Origin of the sequence: Niallia sp. FSL K6-0212, assembly GCF_038007605.1 — a bacterium.
Classification (GTDB): domain Bacteria; phylum Bacillota; class Bacilli; order Bacillales; family Cytobacillaceae; genus Niallia; species Niallia circulans.
In genome coordinates this window covers 483,398-498,062 of record NZ_JBBOXL010000001.1, presented here as the reverse complement: position 1 = coordinate 498,062, position 14,665 = coordinate 483,398, and the positions used below count along the sequence as shown (strand labels likewise).

Sequence of the window (14,665 nt, the reverse complement as noted above, 5' to 3'; positions counted from 1 at the left end):
TGTATTGGAAAATAGGAAAAAGGAATAATAATGGAAATGGTTCTGTCAAAAATGATTTGGAGGGGGATTTTTTATGAGGAAATTTACGTATGCTTTTCTGGCAGTATGTATGATATTGCTTGTTGCTTGTTCAGCGGATAAGAATAAAAAGGAAAATACGGATAATAACAAACAAGCAGATGAACAAAAGGTGAATGTGGATAAAGGTCTTTTAAATGTTGAAATCACACTGCCAGCCTCTTTGTTTGAAGGGGAAGATATTGATTCCGTAATTGCGGATGTAGAAAAAGAGGGCATTAAAGTTACTAAAAATGAAGATGGTTCCCTTACTTATAAAATGTCTAAGGCAAAACATAAAGAGATGATGAAGGAAATGGAAACCTCGTTAGAAGAATCCATTAAGGAAATAAAAGAGAGTGATGATTATGTGTCTATTAAGGATATCACGCATAATAAAGCATTTTCTGAATTTACGTTAGTGGTTGATAAAAAGAAATATGAAGATAGTATGGATAGTTTTGCTATTTTTACCCTTGGAATAACAGGCATGATGTATCAAGTGTATAGTGGCGTAGACCCAGATGATTATCAAGTCAAGATTTGGACAAAAGACGAGGCTACAAAGAAAGTTTTGGATGAAACCATTTATCCTGATGATTTAGAAGAGGATTCGGATAAATAGAAGGAGTTTTTACATAGAGAAAAGTAAGGAGAATGAACATGAAAATTAAGCTACCCAATATTTTTAAGCTGTGTCTTACTAGTTTATTTATTATCGCTATTCTTGGAGGATGTGGACAAGATACCAAGGATGTAAAAATGAAAGAAGATGATGAAGGTCAGGAAGAAGCACAGACAAAAGAGTCAGATAAGAAAGAAGAAGCAAAATCAAAGCTCGGCACTCGAAGCAATCCAGTCCCATTGAAGAAGACAGTAACGGTTGATGATGAACTATATAATGACGAAGGGGAGTCTTTTCCCATAAAATTTGATTTAACCGTATTGGAAGTGACACGAGGAGAGGATGCTTATCAAAAATTGAAATCTATGAATGAATTCAATGAGCCTGCTCCAGATGGATATGAATGGCTTTTAGCAAAAACAAAAGTGAAGTTTACTGAATCGGCTACAAAAGATTTGTCCTTCTATATTGACGGAATAATGAATTTCGAAATGGTTAGTGAAAATGGGGATATATATAGTGGTGACATTCTCGGTACAACTGACCCTGAATTTAGTTATGAAATGTATGTAGGAAACGAAAAAGAAGGATATATCTCTGGGTTAGTGAAAAAAGGAGAAAAAGCGCAGCTACGCTATGAAGAGATGCTCGGGGGGAATGTGTTCTTGAATTTACAGTAGAAAAAGGAAGAGGGGAATCAGATTCTACTGATTCCCTATCGCACCACGTACTGAAGATGGTAACCATTTGAGAAAAACACGACAAATGCTGCGTTTGTGTGTGCCTAATGACAGGCTAACAAGTCTAAATTCCAAAAGGTCGATAATTCATCTCTATACACCTAGTATGTTAGCTGTTTGTTTAAAACATGATAGTTTTTTTCTCTAGATTATTATTTTCTAATTCTTGCTTATATATTGTTGGGTGAATTCATTTAATGAATACATCAGTGGAGCTCCTCTAATAAAATATGGATAACATTTTTGAATTATATAGATTGAGTCATTTTCTTTCATTATCTTATCAGACATAAGTGCATGCAGGTAGTTCCCTTTGTTAATGATAAATATACTAGATTCTAATATAACTAGTTCAATAATGGCTTAGTATCATAGTCAATTTCTCTGTCAACAACAGGCATTCCTTAATTAAAAGGAAAAACTCTCTCTATTTCCTTTCTTATTTCCTCCTCCAAATTCCCTATTTTTTAAAATTGTTAATATTATAATGTCGTATATGATAGAATAGTTGTAGAAAAAGAGAATATTAGTAGGACATAAGAATGAAAGTTTTATCATTTTATGTCCTGAATTTTTTTAATAGGGGGAAATGACAGAAAATCTATGAATATAAAAAGACAAATTTTTTACTTTTTTGTAGTTATTTTACTAGGTATGATATATGGCACAAATGTTACTAACGTCAAAGCAGCGCAAAATCCAACGATTAGCTATTCGTCACATGTTCAAAGCTATGGCTGGATGGATAGTGTATCTAATGGCAAGCTATCTGGAACGACAGGAAAAAGCAAACGAGTGGAAGCGGTTAAGATTGATTTGAAAAATAAACCATACTCAGGGAACATTACCTATAAAACTCATGTTCAAAGCTATGGTTGGATGAATAGTGTGAAAGATAATGCTATTAGTGGAACTACTGGAAAATCTAAACGGGTAGAAGCTATTCAAATTAACTTAACGGGAGAAATGGCGAAGCACTATGATGTATATTATCGTGTCCATGCCCAAAGCTATGGCTGGTTAGACTGGGCAAAAAATGGCCAGTCAGCTGGAACAGAGGGTCTTTCAAAGCGAGTGGAAGCGATGGAGATTGTCTTAGTGAAAAAAGGACAAGCAGCGCCTGGTTCCACAGCTAAGCCATTTGTAGCCAAGTTATCCGTAAATTATTCTGCACATGTTCAAAGCTATGGCTGGATGAATGCAGTCAAAAATGGAGCCACTGCTGGAACAACAGGAAAGAGTAAGCGAGTGGAAGGGATTAAAATTTCCTTGAATAATACTCCATACTCAGGTGGAATTACGTACAAGACACATGTTCAAAGTTACGGCTGGATGGATTCAGTTTCAAATGGAGCAGTAAGCGGCACTACAGGAAAAAGTAAACGAGTAGAAGCTATCCAAATTAACTTAACAGGAGAAATGGCAAAGCATTATGATGTATATTATCGTGTCCATGCTCAAAGTTACGGCTGGCTAGGTTGGGCAAAAAATGGCCAACCAGCTGGAACTGCAGGGCTTTCGAAACGAGTGGAATCCATTCAGATTAAGCTTGTAGAAAAGGGAGAAAATCCACCTGGACCTACAGAAAGGCCATATATAACAGATCTATCCGTTGCTTATTCTACTTATGTTCAGAATAATGGCTGGACAAAAACAGTGAAAAACGGTGCATTATCAGGTACTTCTGGTCAGAATATGAGAATCGAAGCGATAAAGGTTGCTTTAAAAAATACTCCATACTCAGGTGGAATTAACTATAAGACAAATGTCCAAGGACATGGCTGGTTGAATGCTTCTGCCAATGGAGCTATAAGTGGTAAAGCTGGAGAAGGCAAACGTGTTGAGGCCATTCAAGTAAGCTTATCTGGAGAAATGGCGAAGCATTATGATGTGTATTATCGTGTAAATGCAAATGGTTATGGCTGGCTAGGTTGGGCAAAAAATGGTCAATTAGCAGGAACAGAAGGATTAGGTAAGCAAGTAGAGGGAATAAATGTGGTATTGGTAGAAAAAGGAGGAAAAGCTCCGGGTTCTACTTCTAAGCCATTTTTAACAAAGCCTTCTGTCACTTACGAAACCTATGTTCAATCTGATGGTTGGACAAAGACAGTGAAAAATGGCACATTAAGTGGTACACAAGGACAATCTAAACGGATAGAAGCAATAAAAATTAATCTTGAAAACTCTCCTTATAGTGGAAATGTTATATATTCTTCTAAAATGCAAGGTACAAATTGGTTGAGTAGTGTAACTAATAACGGTGTATCTGGTATCGAAGGCTATTCCAAACCGTTAGAAGCGGTAAAAATTAACCTATCTGGTGAAATTGCTAATTACTACGAGATCTATTATCGTGTACATGTTCAATCCTATGGCTGGCTGGGATGGGCAAAGAATGGAATGAAAGCCGGAACAGAAGATTTATTTAAGCGAGTTGAAGCAGTTGAGATAAAGCTTGTCGAAAAAGGAAAAGGAGAATCTGTTAGTGAAAAGAACTCCTTTAAAACCAACCTGACTATACAAAATACAAACTATAATATTTCCTTTCAAGATGCATTAGCATTGCAAATGAAAGTTTCACCGCAGACAGATAAATACCGCAACGAAAAGGCATTTGCGAGCAAAGAGTATCTTGAACTGATGAACAAAGCGACAATCAATGAAAACGATGTGAAACTAAGAACTTCTCCAGAGTTAAAAGATGATAAAAATGTGGAGGAGAAAGTGAAGTCCGGTACGGCCATTCTCGTTTTAGATAACAATGTTAAAGGGGATAAAACCTCTAACAGCGAAAAATGGTATAAGATTGAATATAATGGAAAAGACCTATTTGTTCATAGCTCGCTCGTGAAAATGGGAGCGAGAGTAGGAAGAGTAAATGCTGATACTCTAAATATTCGCTCAAAAGAAAGTACGACAAGTCATACCTATGGCACGGTAAAAAAGGGAACCGTATTAACGGTTATAGAAGAAAAAGACAAGTGGGTAGAAGTAAGCTACAATGCTTGGCGTAATGCTACTTCATCAGATGTAAAGTACTATCTAGATCCAGTCAATTTTTCTAAAGATAAAGTGCAGAGATTCCAATTCATGGACTTGACGAAATCAAGTCAAGTTCCAGTTAGTATTCTAAACCAATACCTTAAAGGGAAGGGAATTTTAGAAGGACAAGGACAAGCGTTTATTGATGCAGGGAAGAAGTATGGCATAAATGAAGTTTATTTAATGGCTCATACTTTATTAGAAACTGGAAACGGTAAATCCACGCTTGCAAAAGGAATAAAGTACAATAACAAAACAGTCTATAATATGTATGGTATCGGTGCATACGATGACTGTCCAGAAAAGTGTGGAGCAGAAGCCGCATACAAAAATGGCTGGGACACTCCATATAAAGCTATTTTGGGTGGAGCTGCCTTTATTGAAAATGGCTATATAGGCGGAAATAATGCCGATCGAATTGTACAAAATACGCTATACAAAATGCGTTGGAATCCAGAAAAAATGGTAAAATCTAAAGCGGCTGGGCATCAATACGCGACAGATATTGGCTGGGCCTCCAAACAGGTACAGGTGATGTCTGAAGTATACAACCTAAGACCGTACGTTCTATATTTAGATATTCCAGTATATAAGTAAGGGAGCAGAGGGACGGTTCTACTGTTACCCATAGGTAAAAGAAGAGGGAGCGGTTTAAAAACCGCCCCTTTTTTATTTTTTAACAAACATTTGTACCCATTCATAACCGCCTTCATCAAAACCTACACCGATATGCGTATACTTGTTATTTAGAATGTTTGCGCGGTGTCCTTCGCTATTCATCCAAGCGTTTACTACTTCTTCTGGTGTGCGTTGTCCTTGAGCAATATTTTCACCGGCTGACTCGTACGTAATTCCAAAGTCTCTCATCATGTCAAATGGAGATCCATAAGTGGGGCTTGTATGTGAGAAATACCCTTTGTCATTCATATCTTTTGCTTTCATATCCGCTACATTATTTAATTCTGGATACGCTTGTAAATCAGGAAGTCCTTGTTTTTTTCTTTCAGCGTTTGTTAAGTCGATTACTTCCGACACAAAGTTACTCGGTTCTTTTTTTGCCGTATTATTAGGTGCTGTATTATTATTAGGTGTTGTTTGCGGAGCTGATTGAGCACCTGGCTGCGTACCTTGATTTGTTTGTTGTTGCTGCTCTGTAGCCTGTTGCTGTGGTGTCGCTTTTTGCACTTGTTGTCCATTAGTTGCATTTGGATTATTTGAATCATAAGTTCCGACAATTGTCCGGAATTCGTATTTAGCATTTTGAATTTTTACAGGTTGTGTATGCGGATATTTATTACTATTTACATTTGTTGTTAAGCTAGAAATTGTAGAATCATTATAACGATCCATATTCATGTCTGAAGCTTCACGGTCATTATTGTTACATCCAGCTAGCATAAGGAAAGGCATGCAAGCAAGGATTGATAATATATTTTTAAACTTCATCATTTTGCTCCTTTTATTAAGATATTTACTTTTTTATTTTTTCATCTTTTCATCAAAATACAAATGGGAATTAAAAACAAATGCAGAGAGACTGTTCTTCTGTTTGCTTTTCCCATAAATTGGAGTATGGTGGTGACTCATTAGAACCGTCCCTCTGAATCCATACTAATGGCAGGAGGAACTTGAGTCTTTTTCATCAGATGGAAATAAAGGAAGTGGATGGGGAGTATACGCTTATTTTGCATTTAAGGAAGCAGCAATCCTGTTATGATAATTTTTAATATGTCTCATCTTTACTTCGGCAATACGAAATTGTATATTCCTCAATTGATAAAACCCAAAGAAATTTAAGCATAGTGTCTCCTAGTTACTTTGATATAAATGCGGATGGCCCGTAAATACGTCGGCGGGAATATAAACATCAAGGACAGTCATTCAAAGAGCCAACCTACAGTCAGGTAACTTATTTTTGGCACCATTTCTCATGTAGGAATTTATCTGGGAGAAAATCAATTTATTTCTGCTAATAGTATAAAAGGCATTGCTGTTTATTTTATGGATAACACTTATTGGTTTCAAAATGAGAAGACGATACTCTTGTTCCCAAAAGAAAGGGGAAGTGAGCATATCGTCCCTAATTTTCATCATTTTCTCATTTTTATCGTATAAAATACAAAAGTGTTTAAAATACCCATAAAAAATAAAGAAGGAGAGCGCAAAAAATGGAGAAGAGAGTAAGGAAAAAAAGGAAGAAAAAATTATGGATTATTGTATGGTCGATTATCGGGATACTTATAATAGGGGCAGGGTCTTATATTTATTATTTATTTCATTCTGTAGAACAGGCAGCGAATGAAATGTATGAGCCGCTTGCAGAGGATTCAAATTCAGCAAAAAAGGAAAGGGAAGAGAAGCTTTCGCATCAAAAGCCAATTTCTATTTTGTTAATGGGGATAGATCAAAGAAAAGGGGATGTTGGAAGATCCGATACCCTTATTGTAATGACGCTAAATCCGAAAAATGATAAGATGCAAATGGTAAGTATTCCACGTGATACCAAAACAGAAATTATCGGAGATGGGCGAGTAACAAAAATAAATGCTGCTTATGCTTATGGCGGCGTTAAAATGGCCAAGGATACAGTGGAAAATTTCACTGGTGTAAAGATGGATTATTATATCCAAGTCAATATGGAAGCGTTAAGTGATCTTGTTGATGCTATAGACGGAATCACCGTTCAAAATGATTTGGATTGGATTGATGAAGGTTATTATAAAAAAGGCTATCATTATGAAAAAGGTACATTAACTTTAAATGGACCACAAACATTAGGATTTGTAAGAATGCGTCACCTAGATCCAAACGGGGATTTTGGCAGAAATGAAAGACAGCGCAAAGTTATTAGTGCGATTATTGACAAGGCTACAGGAATATCTACTGTTACCCATTTTAATGAAATACTCGACGCTCTTGGAGCAAATGTAAAAACAAATATTACCTTTGACCAGATGATGACGATACAGAAAAATTACCGAAGTGTGCGTAAATCAGTAGAGCAGTATGAGGTTACCGGACAAGGAACACCGCCTGGACAAACATACTATTTAAATGTTCCTGATGAAGAAAAGGCAAAAGTTCATGATATGTTGACAGAGAATTTAAAGTAAATGGACGAAAAAAGGGTATTAACTATGAATAGTTAGCACCCTTTTTTGTTTTCAGAGGAATGGTTCTCTTGTTTAGATTCCCTCAATGAACGAAAAATGGAAATAAAGATCCATCTCACTGCTTTCCCATGATTATTATAATTTTTTAGCCTTATTTTACATCTTTTGTTTGAATGAACTCTGTATTCATGATGCCGTCAAAATCGACCGGTCGTAATTCGTACCAACCTTTAATGCTTGGCCAAACTGTTAGCTCTACTCCCGCCTCTTCATAATGGTTCACTTTAATTGCATTAACAGAAGGACGAGCATATGTTGTGACATTTTTTAATGTTTTCACTTTTTTCATCTATTTATTCCCTTTCTTACTTTTATCCTCAAGTTTAACTTCCAATGAAATATTGCTAAGAGGTTTCGTGTAAAATGGTTGAATAGAATAAACTTTTCCAAACGAATGTAGAGAAGGAATAATATCATGTTTTTTAAGAAACTCAGCGCGAGAAGAGCCTAACCTTCTTCTTTTTACATAGCCATTAACCGTTGCCTCTACAAATAGGTCCCAAACCCCAACAAACTTTTCATCAAAGAGTATTTCTTGATAATCTACCACAAATGTAAATTTATCTTGTATACCTGGGAATTGATTTTTATGATGTACTTCTAAGCCTGTTGGTCTGTGGACTAAACGTAGTTCATATTCCACATCCTGGTTAATTAATAAACTTTGTGTCATTTGCCCATTAATCGTGAATGTTCTATCATCAAATTCTAATTCGGAAATAAACACATTAGAAGTGTTAAATTGATTTACAACATGTTCTTCATCATAGGAAATTTCTTTAGAAACTTTTCTTAACCTTGCATAGATAAAGCCGTTTTCCACTTTCGAAATGTCATTTGCGGTTACTTTGTTTATATGACGATGAATGGCTAATAATTTATCCACATCATTTTCTTTAGCTACCTTTAGTAAATATTGAAATCTAGAATGCATAGAAGCAATAAGGTCATCTCCTACATGATTATCAATAAATAATTTGGTCTCATTTAACCAATCCTTTTTCTGTTCTTTGTTTAGCAAACCAGATAGTAGATGGCCTTTTAATCTACTTGCATGTAAGAATCGATTTAAAAAGGCTATCTTAAGCTCCCTTTTATAAATAGCATTCAGACTGCTATTTTCAAGAAACTCCATAATACGGTTGAAGGAGAAGAAAAATTCATTTGCAGGAAAATATTTCAGGCTTAAATTTTCATTTCCTCTTGCGACCACATAATAGTAATCATAGTCTGATAGCACGGTTATTACTTTAGCATTTATGAAGCATTGCATTACAAATAGCTGATCTTCTCCAACTACTGCTTTGGGATGGAATTGAAAACCATTTTCTTTAACAAATTGTAAATTGAACATTTTATGGGGAGCTAAACTATACACTAGATTATCCTCAATGATATCCGCGTTGTATCTATTGCCTTTTTTAAACATAGATTGAGGAACTACCCGACCGTTTACCCCTACATATTTTCCAAAAATAACGTCTGACTTATGTTCTGTTGCTGCATTATAAAATCTTTCTAATGTTTCTTCACCTAAAAAATCATCATTATCTAAAAATAAGATATACTCTCCTCTAGCTGCTTCAATGGCATCGTTTCGAGGAATCATAGGACCGCCTGAATTTTCCACACGATCAATTAGGATTAAATTACTCATCTTCTTTTGATATTCATTTATTACACCTAAACTATTATCTGTAGAACGATCATTGACACAGATAATTTCGAAATCGGCAGCATCCATTGTTTGGTTCATTAATGAATCTAATGTAACATTTAAATGTCGAGCCGCATTATAAATTGGAATAGCTATCGTTACTTTCAATTACTTACCCTCCAAAATTACATGTTTCCTTTTATTCATAAGATTTATCATACCACACTTTTTGCGATAAATAATTATCTTCTTTATTACAATAGTTAAGTTTATGATAGGACTATACAGTGTTCTATTTACCTAATTCAAAAATAGTATAATACTATTTCCTTTTAATTACTACCATTTATATCCTTTATAATAGAGGAAACTAATAAGTTTGATGAAAGAAGACGTTATATCCTTAAAATTTGATTACAACAATAGGGTTTTCTATTTGTAGAAAATACAATCTTTTTCCATAGTAGGAAGGAATTCAATAAAGATTTTTGACTTTTTCTATCATTATTGCTAATTTTTATATGTAGCATTCATTTCCATCGTTTTTTTCTATTAATTACTAGCTAAAAATTATTTTTTGATTACATTCATATAAGTTGTTATTTATTTAGGGTAAAATAAAATTGTAAGCTTAAAAGAAAAGGAGAATTTCTTACATGAAAGGAATTATACTAGCTGGCGGAAGCGGGACAAGACTTTATCCACTTACTTTAGTGACAAGTAAACAGCTTTTACCGATTAATGATAAACCAATGATCTATTACCCCCTATCTACTTTAATGTTGGCGGGAATTAAAGATATTTTAATTATTTCTACACCCGAGGACACCCCTCGATTTGAAGCACTGCTAGGTGACGGTTCTCAATTTGGCATTACCTTGCAGTATAAAGTGCAGCCAAAGCCAGAAGGACTTGCTCAAGCATTTATTATAGGGGAAGAATTCATTGGCGATGATTCGGTTGCGATGATTTTAGGTGATAATATATATTATGGAAGCGGAATGAGAAAAATCCTCCAACGTGCAGCACAAAAGGAACACGGGGCAACCGTATTTGGCTACCATGTTCAGGATCCGGAACGCTTTGGTGTAGTAGAATTTAATGAAGACGGAAAAGTGTTAAGCGTGGAAGAAAAACCAGAAGTGCCTAGGTCTAATTATGCGATTACAGGTCTCTATTTTTATGACAATCGAGTAGTAGATATTGCAAAAAAAGTCCAGCCATCTCATCGTGGAGAGCTAGAAATTACGTCTATTAATGAAGCGTACTTGCAGCTTGGAGAATTAGAAGTAGAGTTACTTGGCAGAGGCTATACATGGTTAGATACAGGAACGCATCAAAGTTTATTAGAGGCTTCTAATTTTGTTCGGACAATTGAGGACCATCAAGGAATTAAGATTGCTGCACCAGAGGAAATTGGTTACATCAATGGTTGGATTACCAACGATTCGCTAATTGAACAAGGAAATCTCTACTCTAAAACAGGTTATGGACAATATTTATTAAAAGTGGCAAAAGGCGATATTAAATATTAAGTAGATTTGAGGTGCATAGGATGCAAATTACAGAAACATTTATCCAAGGATTAAAAGTAGTGGAACCAAAAGTATTCGGGGATCATCGTGGCTGGTTCATGGAAACCTATAATGAGGAAATCTTCCAAAGGGCAGGAATCGATATTCGTTTTGTCCAAGATAATCAATCGTTTTCGGCAACAAAAGGAACGCTTCGCGGCTTACATTATCAATTAAACCCGAAGGCACAGACAAAATTAGTCCGCTGTACAAAAGGGGCTATTTTTGATGTGGCGGTAGATATTCGCAAAGGTAGCCCTACGTTCGGTAAGTGGTTTGGAATCGAGCTTTCTGCTGAAAATAAAAAGCAATTATTAATCCCACAAGGGTTTGCGCACGGATTTATGACGATTACGGATGATGTGGAAGTGCAATATAAAGTCGACAACTTATACGCCCCTGATTGTGATCGAGGAATTAGTTGGAATGATCCTGAAATTGGCATTGAATGGCCATTAGAAATTACGCCGGTTCTTTCAGAAAAAGATGAAAAAGCACCATTATTGAAAGATGCTGATAATAATTTTACTTTTGGTGAGAATAAATGAAGATTTTAGTGACAGGCTATTCCGGTCAATTAGGTTATGATGTGGTATTAGAAGGAAAAAAGCGTGGATTTGATATGATTGGCGTCGGTCATAAGGAACTGGATATTACGCAAGAAGAGCAGGTGCGAAACTATATACATACCGTAAAGCCAGATGTGGTCATACATTGTGCTGCTTATACGGCAGTCGATAACGCAGAGGATAACAAGGATGTCTGCTTTGATGTGAATGTAAATGGGACAAAGTACTTGGCAGCGTCGGCTAAAAGCGTGGATGCTAAATTTATTTACATTAGCACCGATTATGTCTTTGAAGGAACAGGGATAGAGCCTTTCACAGAAGAAGATGCAGCTAATCCAGTTGGCTACTATGGAATAACGAAACATGAAGGTGAAAAAGCTGTACAAAGCTTATTAGATAAGTACTTCATTGTCCGTATTTCTTGGGTATTTGGCATCAACGGCAATAACTTTATTAAAACGATGCTTCGTTTGGCGGAAACAAGAAAGGAATTGAATGTAGTCGGGGATCAATATGGCTCTCCTACGTATACATTTGATTTAGCGAAGCTATTACTAGATATGGCTGAAACGGAGAAGTATGGCGTGTATCATGCTTCTAATGAAGGATTTACTACATGGGCAGACTTTGCGAAAGAAATTTTTCAAGTAGCGGGAAAAGCCGTGAAAGTAAATAGCATTACGACTGAAGAATACCCGACTAAAGCTGTTCGTCCAAAGAATTCCCGGATGTCAAAGGACAAGCTAGAGAAGAATGGATTTACTCGTCTTCCTGCATGGCAGGATGCATTAACGCGATATATCGCTGAATTACAAGAAGAGGTGAATTAAATGGCAAGAAAGAAAGTACTAGTAACAGGTGGAGCAGGATTTATCGGCGGTAACTTTGTTCAATATATGGTCAACAAATATCCCGATTATGATATCTATAATTTAGATTTATTAACCTATGCAGGAGATTTAACGAAGCATAAGGAAATCGAAGCGAAGGATAACTATCATTTCGTAAAGGCAGATATCGCAGATCGTGAGGCCATTTTCGCACTTTTTGAAAAAGAAAAGTTTGATTATGTTACTCATTTTGCAGCAGAAAGCCATGTCGATCGTTCGATTACCAACCCTGAAATTTTCGTGGTTACTAATGTACTAGGTACACAAGTATTACTGGATGCGTCAAAGGCAATTGGGGTAACAAAATTTGTTCATGTATCGACAGATGAAGTATATGGTGAATTGGATTTTGATCCAACAACCTTCTTTACAGAAGATACACCATTACAGCCAAATAGCCCATACAGTGCAAGTAAAGCATCCTCCGATATGCTTGTTCGTGCCTATCATGAAACATTTGGCTTGCCAATCAATATTACGCGTTGTTCCAACAACTATGGACCATACCATTTCCCAGAGAAATTAATTCCATTAACGATATCTCGCGTGTTGAATGAACAAAAGATTCCTGTTTATGGAGACGGTAAAAACATTCGTGACTGGTTACACGTATTAGATCATTGTGCGGCAATTGATTTAGTGCTGCATGAAGGTGCAAATGGAGAAGTATACAATGTTGGCGGTCATAACGAACGTACAAACCTAGAAGTAGTAAAAACAATCATTAGTACACTAGGCAAGTCAGAAGACTTAATCGAATTCGTAACGGATCGACTAGGACATGATAAACGCTATGCGATTGACCCAACAAAATTAGAAGCATTAGGCTGGAAACCAACCTATACATTTGAGTCTGGCATTGCCCAAACGATCCAATGGTATTTAGACAACAAGGAATGGTGGGAGCAAATCATCAGCGGGGAATATCAGAATTATTTTGAGAAACAGTATACATTGTAAATAGAAATAAAAAAAGCAGAGAAAGCAGTTTTTCTGCTTTTTTGTCTTTTTTAGAAAAGACATGGAGACTGAGAAAAACGGGGAAGAGATATTTTTGTTAGATAGGTAATGGGTTGAAATTTTTCTTGTTTTTCTCTAACCTTCCTTTATAATTTACTCCTATTCCTTCAAGCAAATAATTTTTTTTCTTGTTAAGCAATTGATATGATTAAGAATGACTTAAACAAGAAAGGATCTTGCAAAATGGCAAATTTAAATATACCTATATCTGTATTAAACCTTGCCCCGATTCGTGAGGGACAAACTTCTAACGAAGCTATTGAATCAATGGTGGATTTAGCTCAAGCAACAGAGAAAATGGGCTATAAACGTTATTGGATTGCTGAGCATCATAATACATCTACACTTGTTAGTTCGGCAACAGCTATTCTCATTAAGCATACGCTTGAACATACAGACAGCATTATCGTAGGATCTGGCGGCGTGATGCTTCCGAACCATTCTCCATTGGTAGTTGCCGAACAATTTGGAACGATGGCAACGATTTATCCAAATCGAGTAGATTTAGGACTTGGCAGAGCACCAGGAACCGACATGCTGACTGCGAGTGCGTTAAGACGGTCACAAAAGGATTCCGTCTATACGTTCCCAGAGGATGTTAATGCTCTTCTAACGTACTTTGGACCTGAAGAGGATCAAGGTTATGTGAAAGCACATCCGGGTGTTGGTACAAATGTACCGATATATATTCTTGGTTCTTCCACTGATTCAGCTTATTTAGCGGCAAGTCTAGGACTGCCTTATGTGTTTGCTTCTCATTTTGCACCGAGATATATGGCGGATGCAATCAAGATTTATCGTGAGCGTTTCAAACCTTCGAAGTATTTGGATAAGCCATATATGATGGTTTGTTTAAATTTGATTGCCGCTGAAACAGATGAAGAGGCGGCTGTTTTGCAGACGTCTACTCATCAATTTTTCCTAAATGTTGTACGGGGAACACAAATGCCGCTTCAGCCACCGGTGAATAGTTTAGATGGTCTTTGGAATCCACAAGAAGAAGAAATGGCCAGATCCATGTCTAGCGTGACTCTTTTAGGAAGCAAAGATTCCGTTCGCAACCAGCTTACAGCTTTCCAGGAACGCTTTAATGTCGATGAAATCATGGCAGTTTCTTATATTTTTGATCCTGAAAAACAGAAACGCTCTTATGAAATATTAAGAGAAGTAGTAGAGGGAAAATAAAAGTTCAGCAAAAAATTAAATCATAAAAAAGGGTACTAGCTCCTGAAAGAGCAAGTACTCTTTTTTACCATTATTTCTCTTTATCCTCTTTTTTCTTTTCTTGCTGTTTCTCTTTTTGTTCCTCTGTTATTTT

The 14,665-nt window shown here is 36.1% G+C and carries 13 protein-coding genes; 10 read left to right on the top strand and 3 right to left on the bottom strand.

Features of this window, described 5'->3' with window-relative positions; all coding sequences use genetic code 11:
• The first annotated feature begins 73 nt into the window (after positions 1-73).
• From MHH96_RS02225 to MHH96_RS02215, 3 genes are all read left to right on the top strand, one after another.
• Positions 74-682: a hypothetical protein gene (locus MHH96_RS02225; RefSeq protein ID WP_047944457.1), complete on the top strand. Its 609-nt coding sequence runs from the start codon at positions 74-76 to the stop codon at positions 680-682.
• A 38-nt stretch (positions 683-720) separates the two neighbouring features.
• Positions 721-1,362, top strand: coding sequence for a hypothetical protein (locus tag MHH96_RS02220; protein WP_053215798.1), 642 nt, complete (start codon positions 721-723; stop codon positions 1,360-1,362).
• Positions 1,363-2,025: 663 nt separating this feature from the next.
• Positions 2,026-5,061: a glucosaminidase domain-containing protein gene (locus MHH96_RS02215; protein WP_328282938.1), complete on the top strand. Its 3,036-nt coding sequence runs from the start codon at positions 2,026-2,028 to the stop codon at positions 5,059-5,061.
• Positions 5,062-5,133: 72 nt separating this feature from the next.
• Here the strand turns inward: MHH96_RS02215 and MHH96_RS02210 are convergent, their stop codons facing one another.
• Complete coding sequence (locus MHH96_RS02210; protein WP_341116534.1) at positions 5,134-5,913, bottom strand: CAP domain-containing protein; 780 nt, start codon at positions 5,911-5,913, stop codon at positions 5,134-5,136.
• A 462-nt stretch (positions 5,914-6,375) separates the two neighbouring features.
• On the opposite strand from MHH96_RS02210, the gene MHH96_RS25575 reads away from it, so the two are divergent.
• Complete coding sequence (locus tag MHH96_RS25575; protein WP_412759307.1) at positions 6,376-6,579, top strand: NlpC/P60 family protein; 204 nt, start codon at positions 6,376-6,378, stop codon at positions 6,577-6,579.
• 53 nt (positions 6,580-6,632) lie between these two features.
• Positions 6,633-7,577 (top strand): LCP family glycopolymer transferase, encoded by a 945-nt coding sequence (locus MHH96_RS02205; protein ID WP_341116532.1) that lies wholly within the window; start codon positions 6,633-6,635, stop codon positions 7,575-7,577.
• 151 nt (positions 7,578-7,728) lie between these two features.
• On the opposite strand, the gene MHH96_RS02200 is transcribed toward MHH96_RS02205, so the two are convergent.
• Positions 7,729-7,926 carry a hypothetical protein gene (locus tag MHH96_RS02200; RefSeq protein ID WP_047944455.1) on the bottom strand — a complete coding sequence of 66 codons (198 nt, stop codon included), beginning with the start codon at positions 7,924-7,926 and terminating at the stop codon, positions 7,729-7,731.
• Positions 7,927-9,462, bottom strand: coding sequence for a glycosyltransferase family 2 protein (locus MHH96_RS02195; RefSeq protein ID WP_061798114.1), 1,536 nt, complete (start codon positions 9,460-9,462; stop codon positions 7,927-7,929).
• Positions 9,463-9,950: 488 nt separating this feature from the next.
• Between MHH96_RS02195 and rfbA the strand changes: the two genes are divergently transcribed.
• The 5 genes from rfbA (at position 9,951) to MHH96_RS02170 (ending at position 14,532) form a co-directional block, all read left to right on the top strand.
• Entirely contained in the window at positions 9,951-10,829 is an 879-nt protein-coding gene (gene rfbA / locus MHH96_RS02190; protein ID WP_328282935.1) for a glucose-1-phosphate thymidylyltransferase RfbA, read from the top strand.
• Between the two features lie 20 nt (positions 10,830-10,849).
• Complete coding sequence (rfbC, locus tag MHH96_RS02185) at positions 10,850-11,416, top strand: dTDP-4-dehydrorhamnose 3,5-epimerase (RefSeq protein WP_328282934.1); 567 nt, start codon at positions 10,850-10,852, stop codon at positions 11,414-11,416.
• The gene (gene rfbD, locus MHH96_RS02180) at positions 11,413-12,267 is read left to right on the top strand and encodes a dTDP-4-dehydrorhamnose reductase (RefSeq protein WP_328282933.1); all 855 of its coding nucleotides are present in this window, start codon (positions 11,413-11,415) and stop codon (positions 12,265-12,267) included. Before rfbC ends, rfbD begins: the two co-directional genes overlap by 4 nt.
• Positions 12,268-13,287, top strand: coding sequence for a dTDP-glucose 4,6-dehydratase (gene rfbB / locus MHH96_RS02175; protein WP_328282932.1), 1,020 nt, complete (start codon positions 12,268-12,270; stop codon positions 13,285-13,287). It begins immediately after the preceding gene.
• A 243-nt stretch (positions 13,288-13,530) separates the two neighbouring features.
• Positions 13,531-14,532 (top strand): LLM class flavin-dependent oxidoreductase, encoded by a 1,002-nt coding sequence (locus tag MHH96_RS02170; RefSeq protein WP_095259533.1) that lies wholly within the window; start codon positions 13,531-13,533, stop codon positions 14,530-14,532.
• Positions 14,533-14,665 lie beyond the last annotated feature (133 nt).

Bases quoted from the DNA above. Each gene is read 5' to 3' on its own strand.
- MHH96_RS02225 (WP_047944457.1), top strand. From the start codon at position 74: ATGAGGAAATTTACGTATGCTTTTCTGGCAGTATGTATGATATTGCTT.
- MHH96_RS02220 (WP_053215798.1), top strand. From the start codon at position 721: ATGAAAATTAAGCTACCCAATATTTTTAAGCTGTGTCTTACTAGTTTA.
- MHH96_RS02215 (WP_328282938.1), top strand. From the start codon at position 2,026: ATGAATATAAAAAGACAAATTTTTTACTTTTTTGTAGTTATTTTACTA.
- MHH96_RS02210 (WP_341116534.1), bottom strand. From the start codon at position 5,913: ATGATGAAGTTTAAAAATATATTATCAATCCTTGCTTGCATGCCTTTC.
- MHH96_RS02205 (WP_341116532.1), top strand. From the start codon at position 6,633: ATGGAGAAGAGAGTAAGGAAAAAAAGGAAGAAAAAATTATGGATTATT.
- MHH96_RS02200 (WP_047944455.1), bottom strand. From the start codon at position 7,926: ATGAAAAAAGTGAAAACATTAAAAAATGTCACAACATATGCTCGTCCT.
- rfbA (WP_328282935.1), top strand. From the start codon at position 9,951: ATGAAAGGAATTATACTAGCTGGCGGAAGCGGGACAAGACTTTATCCA.
- rfbC (WP_328282934.1), top strand. From the start codon at position 10,850: ATGCAAATTACAGAAACATTTATCCAAGGATTAAAAGTAGTGGAACCA.
- rfbD (WP_328282933.1), top strand. From the start codon at position 11,413: ATGAAGATTTTAGTGACAGGCTATTCCGGTCAATTAGGTTATGATGTG.
- rfbB (WP_328282932.1), top strand. From the start codon at position 12,268: ATGGCAAGAAAGAAAGTACTAGTAACAGGTGGAGCAGGATTTATCGGC.
- MHH96_RS02170 (WP_095259533.1), top strand. From the start codon at position 13,531: ATGGCAAATTTAAATATACCTATATCTGTATTAAACCTTGCCCCGATT.